We start from the raw sequence: 13,678 nt of genomic DNA, 5'->3' as shown, positions 1-13,678 counted from the left end.
GGTCCGGATCAGCGGACCCGGCGGTTCAAGCGAGCTTCGCTTTCAGCACTTCGTTGACCAGCTGCGGATTGCCCTTGCCCTGCATCGCCTTCATCGTCTGGCCGACGAAGAAGCCGAACAGCGCTTCCTTGCCGCCCTTGTACTGCTCGACCTTTTCGGCATTCGCGGCGAGCACGGCATCGACCGCCGCTTCGATCGCGCCGGTGTCGGACGTCTGCGTCAGGCCCTCGCGCTCGACGATCACGCCAGGGGCGTCACCCGTTTCGAGCATGATCTCCAGCACCTGCTTGGCCGCGCTGCCGGAAATCGTGCCCTTGCCGACGAGCGCGAGCAGTTCGCCGCCCGCTTCGGGGCTGACAGGGCTTTCCAGCAGGCCCTTGCCGAGCTTGTTAAGCGCGCCGAACAGTTCGGAGGTCAGCCAGTTGGCCGCCTGCTTGGCGACCTCACTCTCCGGCTTGCCCTGCTGCGCGGCGCTCTGCGCCAGCAGCGCCTCGAACCAGCGCGAGGTTTCGACCTCGGCGGTCAGAACGCCGGCATTGTAGGGCGAAAGGCCGAGCACCGTTTCATAACGGTGGCGCTTGGCGTCGGGCAGTTCCGGGAGGCTGGCACGGCATTCGTCGACGAACGCATCATCGAGTTCCACTGGCAGCAGATCGGGATCGGGGAAGTAGCGGTAATCGTGCGCATCTTCCTTGCTGCGCATCGAACGCGTCTCGTTGCGGTCCGGATCATAGAGCCGGGTTTCCTGCACGACCTTGCCGCCGTCCTCGATCAGCGCGACCTGACGCTTGGCCTCCTGCTCGACCACGGCCATCACGAAGCGCACCGAGTTGACGTTCTTCGTCTCGGTCCGCGTGCCGAACGGCTCACCGGGCTTGCGCACGCTGACATTGACGTCTGCGCGCATCGAGCCCTGGTCCATGTTGCCATCGCACGAACCGACATAGCGCAGGATCGTGCGCAGCTTGGCGAGATAGGCTCCTGCCTCTGCGGGCGAGCGCATGTCCGGACGGCTGACGATTTCCATCAGCGCCACGCCCGAACGGTTGAGGTCGACATAGGACATCGTCGGATGCTGATCGTGCATCAGCTTGCCCGCATCCTGCTCGACGTGGATGCGCTCGATCCCGATGGTCTTGGTGCTCTCGGGGTTCTTGTCGTCGAGCTGCACCTCAAGGCTGCCCTCACCCACGATGGGGTGGTAGAGCTGGCTGATCTGGTAGCCCTGCGGCAAGTCCGCGTAGAAGTAGTTCTTGCGGTCGAACCGCGACCACTTGTTGATCTGCGCGTTGATCGCAAGGCCGGTGCGCACCGCCTGCCGGATGCACTCGCGGTTCGGCACGGGCAGCATGCCGGGCATAGCCGCGTCAACGAGGCTGACCTGCGTGTTGGGCTCCGCGCCGAACGCGGTGGCCGCGCCGGAAAACAGCTTCGACTGCGTGCTGATCTGCGCATGGACTTCGAGGCCGACAACGACCTCCCATTCCCCGGTTGCGCCCTGGATACGATAGTCGCTCATGCTTACCACCACTTCGCCGGACGCGCGGTGAACCCCGCGCGGGCTTCGATCGCGAGACCCGCATCGAGCACGCCCTGTTCGTCGAACGGACGGCCGATCAACTGGAGCCCCAGCGGCAGACCCTGCCGGTCGAGGCCCGCAGGCACCGACATGGCGGGGAGGCCAGCCAGCGAGGCAGGCACAGCGAACACGTCGTTGAGGTACATCGCCAGCGGATCGCTCACCATCTCGCCAAGGCCGAAGGCAGCGGTCGGCGCGGTGGGGGCGAGGATCACGTCGACGGTCTGGAACGCGTCCATGAAATCGCGGCTGATCAGCGTGCGGACCTTCTGCGCCTGCGTGTAATAGGCATCGTAGAAGCCCGCCGAGAGCACATAAGTGCCGATCATGATGCGGCGCTTCACTTCCGCGCCGAACCCGGCGGCGCGGGTGGCGGCGTACATGTCCTGCAGGCCAGCGCCCTGCGGCAGATCGCGCAGACCATACCGCACGCCGTCATAGCGCGCGAGGTTGGACGAGGCTTCGGCGGGCGCGATGATGTAATACGCGGGCAGCGCGTACTTGGTGTGCGCGAGATTGATGTCGACGATCTCGGCGCCCGCGTCCTTGAGCCAGGCGATGCCTTCGTCCCACGTGCGGGCAACGTCGGCGTCCATCCCATCCATGCGATATTCGCGCGGGATGCCGACCTTCTTGCCGCGCAGGTCGGCGTTGAGGTTCGATTCCCATGCGGGCACGGGCATGTCGAGGCTGGTCGAATCCTTGGGATCGAAGCCCGCCATCGCTTCCAGCATGATCGCACAATCGCGCACATCGCGCGCCATCGGGCCTGCCTGATCTAGGCTAGAGGCAAACGCGACGATGCCCCAGCGCGAGCAGCGGCCATAGGTCGGCTTGATGCCCGAAATGCCGGTGAAGGCGGCCGGCTGGCGGATCGAGCCGCCGGTGTCGGTGCCGGTTGCCGCCGGGGCAATGCGCGCCGAGACTGCTGCCGAAGAACCGCCCGAAGAGCCGCCGGGGGCCAGCTGTGCCGTACTGCCCTCACGCCGCCATGGCGAGACCACATTGCCGAACGCGCTCGTCTCGTTCGAGGAGCCCATCGCGAACTGATCGAGATTGAGCTTGCCGAGCATGCCCGCGCCCGCATCCCACAGCTTCTGGCTTACGGTGGATTCGTAAGGCGGCACGAAGCTGCCAAGGATGTTCGAGGCGGCAGTCGTCGTGGTGCCGGTCGTCGCGAAGAGGTCCTTCATACCGATCGGCACACCCGCCAGCTTGCCGAGCGGCTTGCCGGCGGCGCGGTCGGCATCGACCGCTGCTGCGGCCTCAAGCGCCTTCTCGGGCGTCAGCGTGATGAAGGCGTTGAGCGCAGGCTGCGCTGCGGCGACGGCTGCGTTGAAAGCACCCGCCACTTCGGTCGCGGCGAAATCACCCTTCGCCACGCCATCGCGGATCGCGGCGACGCCAAGGTCTGTAAGGTCGCTCATTATTCAATCACCTTGGGCACGCCAAAGAAGCCATGTTCGCCCGCCGGCGCGTTGGACAGCACCTTGCCCTGCACGCCGCCGCCGGTCAGCGGATCGGCGCCCACCACGTCATCGCGCAGGCGCTGCTTGTTGGGGATCACCGCCGTCATCGGCGCGATCCCTTCCACGTTCACTTCGCCGAGTTGTTCAACCCAGGCGAGGATGCCGTTGAGTTCGGGCACCATCGCCGCGATCTCGTCTTCGGTCACCTTGATGCGGGCCAGCGAGGCGATTCTGGCCACCGTGGCGGTGTCTACGGACATGGCTGTCTCTCGAAAGTCTGGGGCCAGCGGGCGCGCCGCTGGCCGGGAACCGGAAAATCAGGGCTGCGGCATGCTTTCAGGCGCGGCGCCAGCACCAGAACCGGCCTTCGGCGCGCTGCCCATCTGCTGCTGCATTTGCTGGAGCATCTGGCGGCGTTGCTCGATCTCTGCCGCGCTCTTGAAATCGAGCAGTTCGACATCGAACGTAAGATCGCTGTTCGCTGGGATCACGACTTCACCCGTCGAGGGGTTCTTCTGCTCCGCAGCGCCATAGGCGAGCGCAGCAGGGATGATAAGCTTGTACTTGCCCTTGCGCTGCATCTTCTGCAACCCCTGGCTGAAACCGGGGATCACGCCTTCGACCGGCATCGCAACCTGCGTGCCCTTGTCGAATTCCTTGCCGTTGGCGAGGTGGCCGGCATAGTTGACCAGCACGACATCGCCCACCGTAGGCGATGGGCCGGAGCCCGCCGTGAGGGTTTCAACGACGAGGCCCTGGTAGCGCGTGGCCCAGGCGGCAGTTGCGCCGATCAGCAGCGCGAGAATCACGCCGATCCAGATGCGGGTGAGCGATCCCTTGCCAACCGGCTGGAGCGGAACGCGGGTGATTTCCGACATGTCTTCCCCTTTTGTGGGACCGGCGGGACGGCCCCGATTCCATGCCCTTGAAGCGCGGCCGACGTGTGCCGGACAAGCGAAAGGGCGCCGCGAATACGGCGCCCTCTTGGCCCAGCCGGACCCTTATCGCAAGAGGCTAAGGGCCGGGATCGTCCGGCCCTTATGGCAGCTTACTTGCCGCCGTCGCGCTCAAGCCGCTTGCGCTCCATCTTGCGGGCGCGGCGGACAGCCGCAGCCTTTTCACGGGCGCGCTTTTCCGAGGGCTTTTCAAAGTGACGGCGCAGCTTCATCTCGCGATACACGCCCTCACGCTGCAGCTTCTTCTTGAGCGCGCGAAGGGCCTGGTCGACATTGTTGTCGCGAACGAGAATCTGCATAAACCGCTACACCTCAATGCTGATGGCGAGAGCCCGCACCCAGCGGGAATCACCGTAAATGGCAGAAATAGAAAACGCGCCGAATCCGAATGGATCGGCTCTCACGCGGCGCCCGCTACCAAAAGCGCCCCCCCAAGGCAAGCAATCTCGTGCAATTGGCGCCCGCCTGCGTTAGGGGCTTGGCCAATGACAACCACCCCACCTCTGCTTGCCAGCGTTCCGCCCGGCCTTGCTGTCGCCGCGGGCGGCGCGCTGGGCGCGTGGCTGCGCTACCAGACCAGCCGCCTGTTTCTTGCCACCATCGGGCCGGTCGCGGCCAGCGCTTTCCCCTGGGCCACGCTCACGGTCAACGTGTTGGGCAGTGCCGCGATGGGCCTCCTCGTCGGCTGGCTGGCGCGGCACGGGACGGGGGGCGAGGCATGGCGCCTGCTGCTCGGTGTTGGCGTTCTGGGCGGCTACACCACCTTTTCCTCCTTCGCGCTGGAGTTCGCGGTGTTCGTCGAACGCGGCGCACTGGGCCTCGCGGCAACATATGTCGCGGTCTCGCTCGTGGCGGGTTTCGCCGCGCTGTTCAGCGGCCTCTGGCTGATGCGGGTGACGGCATGACCGGCCCCGGAAACGCGGATGACGTCCGCCAGTTCACTGTCGTCAAGGATGACGACGGTGTGCGGCTCGACCGCTGGTTCAAGCGCAACTTGCCCACCGTGGGCTTCGCCACCGTCTCGCGCTGGGCGCGCACCGGGCAGCTGCGCGTCGATGGCAAGCGCGCAGATGTCGATACGCGGCTCGAAAAAGGCCAGGTCCTGCGCGTGCCACCGGGCGGCAGCGCGCCCGCCGGGATCAAGGGCACGCGGCCCAAAAAGCCGCTGACCGAAGAGCAGATCGCGCTCGCCGAAAGCATGATCCTCACGCAGGACCGCGCCGCGATCGTGCTCAACAAGCCGCCGGGCCTCGCCACGCAGGGCGGCAGCGGCACGCATGAACATGTCGATGGCCTGCTCGATGCCTATGCCGAGGAGAAGGGCCCTCGCCCCCGCCTCGTCCACCGGCTCGACAAGGATACCTCGGGCGTCCTCCTCATCGCCCGCACCCCGGGCAGCGCGGCATTCTTTTCGAAGCGCTTTTCGGGGCGCACCGCGCGCAAGATTTACTGGGCGTTGATCACCGGCGTGCCCGATGTGAAGGACGGGTTGATCGAACTTCCGCTCGCCAAGCAGCCGGGCACCGGCGGCGAGAAGATGATGGTCGACGAGAGCGAGCACGGCCAATCTGCCCGCACGCGCTACCGCGTGATCGGCCGCGCAGGCAATGCCGCGTGCTGGGTCGAGCTGCAGCCGCTGACGGGGCGCACCCACCAGTTGCGCGTGCATATGGCCGCGATCGGCCATCCCATCGTGGGTGACGGCAAGTATGGCGGGCAGGCCGCGTTCCTCACCGGCTCGATCAGCCGCAAGATGCACCTCCACGCGCGCCGCCTGCGGATCGAGCATCCCGAAGGCGATCTGCTCGACGTGACGGCCCCGCTGCCCGAACATTTCGCGGCGAGCATGGTGCAGCTGGGCTTCGAGGAAGCCGATGGCGATCTGCCGCTGGAGCCGGTCAAGCTGATCCCCGACAAGGTGATCGAGAAGCGCGCCGCCAAAGCTCACGCCAAGGAATACCGCAAGGAACGCCGGGGCGAGCGCCGCAAGCGCATCGATGCCCCGCCCAGCGGCCGCACTGCGCCCAAGGCGCGAGCAGAGGTGAAGAAAGGCCCGGGCAGCAAGGCACCGACCGGAACTGCGCTCGCCCGTGCTTCGGCCGGGCGCGCCTCCGCCGAACGCAATGCGGCGGAACGCAGCGCCAACGGTGGCAAGCCGGTGCGCCGCGCGCCAGCAGCGGGCAAGAGCGGCGGCAGCAAGCCTCCGGCCGGCAAAGGCGGGGCGCCGCGCCGTAGCCCGAGGGCCTGATGCACCCCAATCCTGCCTTCCGCCCAAATCCGTCAAGCGATGACCGGTCGCTGTTTTCCGCGCTGATCGCGGAAACCGGCTTCGGCATGGTGTTTCTGACCACACCGGACGGCCCGCGCGTTGCCCATGTGCCGTTGCTACTGACCGAAGCGGGCACGCTGCGCTTCCACCTCGCGCTCGGCAACGCGCTCACCCGCCACCTCGATGGCGCACGCGCGCTGGCGGTGGTCAATGGGCCAGACGGCTATATCTCGGCGCGCTGGTACAGCGATCCCGATCAGGTGCCGACGTGGAACTACCTCGCGCTCGAGATGGAAGGGCCGGTGCGGCGGATGGACCGCGATGGCCTCCACGCGCTGCTCGAAGACGTCTCCGCCCATCACGAGGCGCGGGTCACCGAAGGCACGCCCTGGACCATGGACAAGATGGCGCGGATCAAGCGCGACCGGATGATGGACATGATCGTCGGCTTCGAACTCGCGATCGAGGCCTGGCGGCCCACGGTGAAGCTTTCCCAGAACAAGCCTGCTGAAGAACGGGCAAGGCTGATCGAGGGGCTGAAGAGCGAAGGCAAGCTCGCGCTCGCCGCGCTGATGGAAAGGCTAGCGGCATGACATCACGCCTCGCCATCTTCGATTGCGACGGCACGCTGGTCGACAGCCAGGCCGATATCTGCGCCGCAATGGATGCGGCCTTTGCCGCGGCCGGGCTGACCCCGCCAGACCGCAACGCCACGCGCCGCGTCGTGGGCCTTTCGCTGCCCGAGGCAATGCGCCGCCTGCGCCCCGATGGCACCAGCGATGATCACACCTTGCTCGCCCAGCTCTACCGCGACGCCTTCCGCGAACGCCGCATGGCGGGCCAGGTGGCCGAGCCGCTTTACGAAGGCATCGCCGGGCTGATCGAGGAATTGGCAGGCGCGGGCTGGCTGCTCGGCGTCGCCACGGGAAAGAGTGACCGCGGCCTTGTCCATTGCCTCGAATCGCACGGTCTCACCGGGCACTTCATCACGCTGCAGACAGCGGATCGGCACCCGTCAAAGCCGCATCCCAGCATGATAGAGGCCTGCCTTGCGGAAAGCGGCGCTGCGCCGAGCGCGACCGCGATGATCGGCGATACTGCGTTCGACATGGCGATGGCCGTCAACGCCGGGGTCCGCGCGATCGGCGTCGACTGGGGCTACCATCACCCGCGCGAACTGGTCGAGGCGGGTGCCGAGGCAGTCGCCGGATCGATCGCCGAACTGCGCCTGCTGCTGAAGGGCATGGAATGAGCGAGCCGACGGGAAAGGATCCCGCTGGTGATCCAGCCGCCGCGCGCTTTGCGGTGCTGCAACTGGTGCGGCTTTCGGGCGCATTGCTCGCCTTTGCGGGTGTTCTGATCATTTCCGGCAAAGTCGGCTGGCTGCCGAAGCTGCCCGAGGCGGCCGGCTATGCGCTGCTTGGTGCCGGCCTCATCGACTTCTTCGCGGCCCCCGTGCTCATCGCGCGGCGCTGGAAAAGCCGTCCGTGAAGCGGTTCTACAAGGCCGTTACTGTTGCCGCCGAAGGCACCGGCTTCCGGGTCATGCTCGATGGCCGCCCTTTGCGCACCGTCGGCGGACACGCGCAGATCGTGCCGAGCGCCCCGCTGGCCGAAGCGCTCGCCGCCGAATGGGCGGGACAGGGCGAGGAGATTGATCCAGCGCGCTTCGTCTTCCGCGATCTGGCCGACTACGCCATCGATGTGGTCGTCCCCGGCAAGGCGGCGGTGGTGGAGGAACTCGTCCCCTATGGCGAGACGGACACGCTGTGCTACCGCGCCGAGCCCGACGAAGCGCTCGGCATCCGCCAGCGCGCGGCATGGGATCCACTGCTCGCCACTGCCGAGGCGCGCTGGGAGGTACGCTTCGTGCGTGTCGCCGGAATCATGCACCGCCCGCAGCCCGTAGAAACGCTGGCGCGCCTGCGTGAGGACCTGGCGAGCCGCGACGGCTTCACGCTGGCGGCAGTGAAGACCACGGCCTCGCTCGCGGCCTCGCTGGTTCTGGGCCTGATGGCGGTCGAACCCGGTGCGGATATCGATGCGCTGTGGGATGCGGCCAACCTCGAGGAAGACTGGCAGGCCGAGCTCTGGGGCAAGGATGACGAGGCCGAGGTCCGCCGCGCCCGCCGCCACGCCGCATTTGCCGCTGCCGCGCGGTTTGCCGTGCTGGCACGGGGCTGACCATTCTTTGACCGATTTGTGACAAATTGTTGCGGATTGTCACACTTAGTGCAGATAGATCATTCAACATCAGATACTTACGCGACCGCGGCTGCAATATTACCGTCAAATTCGTAGCAAAAATGTCATAAAAGTGTCATGACCAGTGCCTAGCCGCCGACCCGTCAACGCGGATCGGAAGACAGTTTCGGGCATGAGTACCACGGCATTTCGCGCAGCACTGCTGGCCACCAGCCTGATCGGCGTGGCGGGTTCTGCCCAGGCGCAGGCCGATCCTGCCAGCCAGGACGCAAAGATCGCCGCGCTGCAAGCACAAGTCGATCGGCTGACGGCGATGGTCGAGGCCCTGCAGGCCGCCAACCATGCGCAGCCTGTGCCGGCGGCCCCAGCTGCGGTTCTGGCGGCAACACCCGCTCAGCCAGCGGTCGCGCCCGTGCAACTCGCCGCCGCGGCGGCTGCGGCACCCGCCGCTGCGCATGGTGCGGACAAGAAGAAGAAGGCTTGGTACGAAAAGATCATGCTGCGCGGCTACACCCAGCTGCGCATGAACGAGATCATCTCCGGTCCGAAATCGGCGCCCTCCGGCGTTTCGCGCCTGCGTTCGGTGCAGGATGCGGGGATCAATGAGAACGGCAATTTCTCGATCCGCCGCGCCCGCCTCATCGTGCAGGGCGATCTGTCCGACCGCGTCTCGCTTTACATGCAAGGCGATCTCGCCAGCGCCGTCAGCAACCAATCGGGCACCGAACGGCGCGAGAACTTCTTCCAGATGCGCGATGCCTATGCCGACGTGTTCCTCGACAAGGCCAAGACGCTCCGCCTGCGGTTCGGACAGTCAAAGGTGCCCTTCGGCTGGGAGAACATGCAGTCTTCCAGCAACCGCATTCCGCTCGACCGCACCGATGCGATCAACGCGCCGGTGCCTGGCGAGCGCGATCTCGGAGCGGTTGCCTACTACACCCCGGTGAAAATCCAGAAGATCTGGGACGCGCTCACGGCTGACGGGCAGAAGCTGTTCGGCAACTACGGCGCTTTCGGCGTCGGCGTGTTCAACGGACAAGGCACCAATCGCACCGAACGTTCTGGCGGGCTGATGACCGTAGCCATGATGTCCATCCCGCTGAAGCTCGATGGTCTGGGCGGCATCTTCGAAGGCCAGGTCGCCGAATTTGGCGGTGCGGCCATGCGCAACCAGTTCCGGCCCGAAGTGCGCAGCGGCGGGGTTTCCACCCTCGCCTACCGCGATGACCATGTGGCGGTGCACGGCATGATCTATCCCAAGCCTTTCGGCATTCAGGCCGAATGGACCTGGGGCAAGGGGCCGCAGTGGGATCCTGCGCTGGGCGAGATCGTGAGCAAGCGCGCCACGGGCGGCTATGTCATGGGCATGGTCCGCGCCGCGCACACGCCGGTCGGCCAGATCATCCCCTTCGTGCGCTGGCAGCACTATCGCGGCGGCTGGAAGGCAGCGATCAACGCGCCTCGGCTCGAAACGGACGAAACCGAGATGGGCGTCGAATGGCTGCCGCTGAAGGAGCTGGAAGTGACCGTCAGCTATGCGAACGTGAAGCGCAACGAAGCGGACGAGCGCCGCGCAGGCCGGGCGCAAGGCGATATCGTGCGGGCGCAGGTCCAGTGGAACTACTGAGCTGAAACCCAGTCCGCGATTTCGCCCGCGACCTTGTTGGCGGCGCGGTTGAGCGCAGGCCCGATCACGCCTGGCTCGGCATCGACACCCGGAACCGTGCTTTCAAAACGCCGCGTCTCGATCCGCCCATCGGGCAGCCACTTCATCGCATCAAAGCGCACCACGGCAGAGCGTGTCGGCACATCGAAGCCCATGGCGAGCAGGCGGCCGCCGATGCGCGTGCCGGTGGTGTTGCGATCGATCTCGACCACCAGCCCCTTACCGCGTGCGCGCAGCGTGTCGGCGAGCAGGTGCTGGAAGGCGCGGCTCGGCCGCTCGACCCACTGCGTCCCCTTGATATAGGCAACGCTGGTTGCATCGATCTGCACGGGAATGCGCAGCACCGAAACCGGTGCCGCCGCACCGGGTTCAACGACCACGGTCGCGTCGCTCAGCGTGCCGCTGCTGCTGGAACCGGCCGCAGGCACTGCGTCCGATGTCAGGCTGAGGAACGTACCGGGCGGCTTTGCCCCGATGCTGACGCAGCCCCCCAATCCGGCGCTCATCGCAGCCAGCACCACAAACGTTGCGGCAAAAGGTCGGGTCATGTGGGCGCTCATGGCTTGTAATCCGGCAGTTTGGGGCTCCCCACGACACTGCTGATGCCGCGGTCGCCGATCTGGTCGGTCATCGCGCGGATCGACCGCGAGGTCGCCTCGATATCGCGCAGCGTGGCCTCGAACGCCGGGAGGGTGCGCTCGTTGAATTGTTTCGCAGCGGGCTTGGTCTCGTCCATCGTCGCCTGTAGCGAATCCGCCGCCGCCTGCGCCGATTTGAGCGTGGCGCGCAGCTGCTTGGCAAGGCCGCTCGCCGGGTCGTTGATCGATGCGTCGGTCGAGGCCGCCAGCTTGTCCACTGTCGCCAGCGTGGTCGTCGCCTGCTGCAGGGTGAGTTGCAGTTCGGCGAGCGACTTCTTCACCTCGGGCGAGGCGCTGGCGAGATTGCCTGTAAGCTGGTCGGTATGCGCGAGGATATTGGCAAAGGCCTTCTGGTTCTGATCGGACAGCACCATCGTCAGCCGCTCTGACAAGGTCGCCAATCGCTCCAGCAGCAGTGGCGCGTTCGAGAGGATTTCGCCGAGCCCGCTGCGCTTGGTCGGGATGACAGGTGCGCCGCCCGGCCCCGGTTCGTCAATCGGCGGCGCGCCCTTGATCGCGCCGGAAAGCTGGATGGTCGAGACGCCGGTGAAGCTGCCCTGCAGGCTCGCCGTGGTGCCCTGGAGGATCGGCACCTTGCGATCGATCTTGATGCGCACGCGCACGAAGCTCGGGTCCTTCTCCCACAGCGTGATGTCCTTCACCTGCCCGACCGGCACACCGGAATAGGACACTTCCGAGCCCTTCGCGACGCCGTCCACCGATTGCTTGAAGAAGATGTCGTAGTCGTTCTGCTCGTGCTGGCTCAGCCGTGCGATCCAGATCAGCAGCGCGGCCAGCCCCGCCATGAGCAGGATGGTGACGATCCCCACCCAGATATGATTGGCGCGCGTTTCCATCGGCTATCCCTATGCCTGATCACCAGCAGTGCCAAGGGCACCGTTGCGCTCGTTTGCCGCCATGGCCGCGCGGCCCCGCGGACCGTTGAAGTAGGCCTTGATCCACGGATGGTCGGTGGCGATCAACTCGGGGATCGTGCCCACCGCGATCACGCGCTTGTCGGCAATCACTGCCACCCGGTCGCAGATCTCGTAGAGCGTATCGAGATCGTGGGTGATCAGGAACACGGTGAGGCCCAGCGTCTGCTGGAGGCTGCGAATCAGCTGGTCGAAGCCTGCCGCGCCGATGGGATCGAGGCCGGCAGTCGGCTCATCGAGGAACAGGAGCTCGGGATCGAGCGCGAGCGCACGGGCAAGGCCGGCGCGCTTCTTCATGCCGCCCGAAAGCTCGCTCGGATACTTGCTGGTCGCTTCCGCCGGCAGGCCCGAAAGCAGCACCTTGTAGCGCGCGATTTCGTGGCGCAGTTCGTCGGTGATCTCGGGATAGAACTCACGCAGGGGAACTTCGACGTTCTCCGCCACCGTCAGCGTGGAAAACAGCGCGCCGCCCTGAAACAGGATGCCCCAGCGGCAGCGGATATCGATATCGTCGTCATCCCGCGCGTCGGTAATCGGGCTGCCGAGCACTTCGATCTCACCCGCCTCGGGGATCTGCAGCCCGATGATCGAGCGCATCAGCACCGATTTGCCGGTGCCGGATCCGCCAACCACGCCGAGGATCTCGCCCCGCCGCACATCGAGATCGAGGTTCTCGTGGATCACATGCTCGCCGAACGCATTCTTCAGGCCGCGCACGCGGATCGGGAAAAGCTCCGCCTCGCTCCCCGGCGGGGGCGGCACGGCGCAGGCGGTAAGGAACCCCTCCTCGCTCATCCCCAGCCCACTTCCGAGAAGAACACCGCAAAGAACGCGTCGAGCACGATCACCATGAAGATCGCCATGACCACTGCCGCTGTCGTGCGTGTGCCGACTTCCTCGGCGTCGCTCTTCACCTGCAGCCCCTGAAAGCAGCCCGATGTGGCGACAATCAGGCCAAACACCGGCCCCTTGATCAGGCCCACCCACACATCGTGCACCGGCACCACTTCCTGGATGCGAGCAAGGAAGGTGAAGAAGGGAATGCCCAGCGTGAGCGCCGAAAGCGCTGCGCCGCCGATGATCCCGATCACCGCCGAATAGGTGCCGAGCAGCGGCATCATCAGCATGGTCGCCAGCAGGCGCGGGATCACAAGCGCTTCGATCGGCGAGACGCCGATGGTGCGCATCGCGTCGATTTCCTCGGTCAGCTTCATCGTGCCGAGCTGCGCGGCAAAGGCCGAGCCTGAGCGGCCCGCGACCATGATCGCCGTCATCAGAATGCCCAGCTCTCGCAAGGATAGCCGGCCGACGAGGTTCACCGTGTAGATCTCGGCGCCGAACTGCCGCAGTTGCACCGCGCCCTGCTGCGCGATGACGATGCCGACGAGGAAGCTCATCAAGCCGATGATGGCGAGCGCGTTGACCCCCATCAGCTCCATCTGGTGCACCAGCGCGCGCAGACGGAAACGGCTGGGATGGCGCAGCAGCACGCCGCTTGCCAGCACGATCTGCCCTAGGAAGCCAAGCACCAGCAGCATGCCCTGCCCCAGCCCGGCCATCACCTGCCCGACATGATCGGGCACGCGCAGCAAGATCGGCAGGCGGTGTCCCGCAACCGGGGCCGTATTGTCGTCAACCGCGCGGATAGCCGCGATCAGCCGCTCCGCCTCTGGCGAAGCGCCGGTGATCGGTGCGCCGAGGCGCTGCGACAGGCTCCACGCGGTCCAGGCGCCCACCGTATCGATGCGCGTTGCGTGGCTGATATCGATCGCCGCGAAGGGCCCTTCGAGCGCGCGCAGCCGGTGATCGACCGCGCCGAGCGCGGAAACGGTCATCGGGCCGGAGAATACCAGCGTTGTCGCGCCTTCGGCGCCCTGCTCGGTCGAAAAATCGGCTGATGCCCGCATGGTAATGGCTTCATGCGGGAAATCGGCCAAAGCCGCAAGCACGGGCCGAGACCCT

Annotated in this window: 16 protein-coding genes; 7 read left to right on the top strand and 9 right to left on the bottom strand. The window is 66.2% G+C overall.

The genetic code is table 11. The features are described 5' to 3' along the window. Positions 1–25: 25 nt before the first annotated feature. From gatB to rpsU, 5 genes are all read right to left on the bottom strand, one after another. Positions 26–1,519 (bottom strand): Asp-tRNA(Asn)/Glu-tRNA(Gln) amidotransferase subunit GatB, encoded by a 1,494-nt coding sequence (gene gatB, locus ACODS2_RS03440; protein WP_488997566.1) that lies wholly within the window; start codon positions 1,517–1,519, stop codon positions 26–28. A gap of 2 nt (positions 1,520–1,521) precedes the next feature. Continuing rightward, entirely contained in the window at positions 1,522–3,006 is a 1,485-nt protein-coding gene (gene gatA, locus ACODS2_RS03435; protein ID WP_488997565.1) for an Asp-tRNA(Asn)/Glu-tRNA(Gln) amidotransferase subunit GatA, read from the bottom strand. After that, entirely contained in the window at positions 3,006–3,308 is a 303-nt protein-coding gene (gene gatC, locus ACODS2_RS03430) for an Asp-tRNA(Asn)/Glu-tRNA(Gln) amidotransferase subunit GatC (protein WP_488997564.1), read from the bottom strand. Before gatC ends, gatA begins: the two co-directional genes overlap by 1 nt. 57 nt (positions 3,309–3,365) lie before the next feature. Next, positions 3,366–3,926 carry an FKBP-type peptidyl-prolyl cis-trans isomerase gene (locus ACODS2_RS03425; RefSeq protein ID WP_488997563.1) on the bottom strand — a complete coding sequence of 187 codons (561 nt, stop codon included), beginning with the start codon at positions 3,924–3,926 and terminating at the stop codon, positions 3,366–3,368. Between the two features lie 170 nt (positions 3,927–4,096). Continuing rightward, positions 4,097–4,303 (bottom strand): 30S ribosomal protein S21, encoded by a 207-nt coding sequence (gene rpsU, locus ACODS2_RS03420; protein WP_054121618.1) that lies wholly within the window; start codon positions 4,301–4,303, stop codon positions 4,097–4,099. Between the two features lie 186 nt (positions 4,304–4,489). Between rpsU and crcB the strand changes: the two genes are divergently transcribed. From crcB to ACODS2_RS03385, 7 genes are all read left to right on the top strand, one after another. Continuing rightward, the gene (gene crcB, locus ACODS2_RS03415; RefSeq protein ID WP_488997562.1) at positions 4,490–4,909 is read left to right on the top strand and encodes a fluoride efflux transporter CrcB; all 420 of its coding nucleotides are present in this window, start codon (positions 4,490–4,492) and stop codon (positions 4,907–4,909) included. Then, positions 4,906–6,252: an RluA family pseudouridine synthase gene (locus ACODS2_RS03410; RefSeq protein ID WP_488997561.1), complete on the top strand. Its 1,347-nt coding sequence runs from the start codon at positions 4,906–4,908 to the stop codon at positions 6,250–6,252. The genes crcB and ACODS2_RS03410 overlap by 4 nt, the downstream gene beginning before the upstream one ends. Beyond that, the gene (locus ACODS2_RS03405; RefSeq protein ID WP_488997560.1) at positions 6,252–6,866 is read left to right on the top strand and encodes an FMN-binding negative transcriptional regulator; all 615 of its coding nucleotides are present in this window, start codon (positions 6,252–6,254) and stop codon (positions 6,864–6,866) included. The genes ACODS2_RS03410 and ACODS2_RS03405 overlap by 1 nt, the downstream gene beginning before the upstream one ends. Further along, on the top strand, positions 6,863–7,525 hold the full coding sequence (locus tag ACODS2_RS03400; RefSeq protein ID WP_488997559.1) for an HAD-IA family hydrolase: 663 nt from the start codon (positions 6,863–6,865) through the stop codon (positions 7,523–7,525). The genes ACODS2_RS03405 and ACODS2_RS03400 overlap by 4 nt, the downstream gene beginning before the upstream one ends. Continuing rightward, entirely contained in the window at positions 7,522–7,764 is a 243-nt protein-coding gene (locus ACODS2_RS03395) for a hypothetical protein (RefSeq protein ID WP_488997558.1), read from the top strand. The genes ACODS2_RS03400 and ACODS2_RS03395 overlap by 4 nt, the downstream gene beginning before the upstream one ends. Beyond that, a complete protein-coding gene (locus ACODS2_RS03390) occupies positions 7,761–8,456 on the top strand; it encodes an ATP12 family chaperone protein (RefSeq protein WP_488997557.1) in 696 nt (231 codons plus the stop codon). The genes ACODS2_RS03395 and ACODS2_RS03390 overlap by 4 nt, the downstream gene beginning before the upstream one ends. 193 nt (positions 8,457–8,649) lie before the next feature. Then, entirely contained in the window at positions 8,650–10,104 is a 1,455-nt protein-coding gene (locus ACODS2_RS03385) for a porin (protein WP_488997556.1), read from the top strand. On the opposite strand, the gene ACODS2_RS03380 is transcribed toward ACODS2_RS03385, so the two are convergent. Genes ACODS2_RS03380 through ACODS2_RS03365 form a run of 4 tightly spaced genes read right to left on the bottom strand, consistent with a single transcriptional unit; the run spans position 10,098 to position 13,623 of the window. Beyond that, positions 10,098–10,691, bottom strand: a complete 594-nt coding sequence (locus ACODS2_RS03380; protein ID WP_488997555.1) for an ABC-type transport auxiliary lipoprotein family protein — start codon at positions 10,689–10,691, stop codon at positions 10,098–10,100. The genes ACODS2_RS03385 and ACODS2_RS03380 overlap by 7 nt on opposite strands. Before the next feature lie 8 nt (positions 10,692–10,699). Then, complete coding sequence (locus tag ACODS2_RS03375; protein ID WP_421839436.1) at positions 10,700–11,638, bottom strand: MlaD family protein; 939 nt, start codon at positions 11,636–11,638, stop codon at positions 10,700–10,702. 9 nt (positions 11,639–11,647) lie between these two features. Beyond that, positions 11,648–12,511, bottom strand: a complete 864-nt coding sequence (locus ACODS2_RS03370) for an ABC transporter ATP-binding protein (RefSeq protein WP_488997554.1) — start codon at positions 12,509–12,511, stop codon at positions 11,648–11,650. After that, complete coding sequence (locus tag ACODS2_RS03365) at positions 12,508–13,623, bottom strand: MlaE family ABC transporter permease (RefSeq protein WP_488997553.1); 1,116 nt, start codon at positions 13,621–13,623, stop codon at positions 12,508–12,510. The genes ACODS2_RS03370 and ACODS2_RS03365 overlap by 4 nt, the downstream gene beginning before the upstream one ends. Between the last annotated feature and the right edge of the window lie 55 nt (positions 13,624–13,678).

This window comes from Novosphingobium sp. FG137, assembly GCF_057809735.1.
Note: the sequence above shows the minus strand (reverse complement) of the source record. Positions and strands in the feature narration are given on the sequence as shown.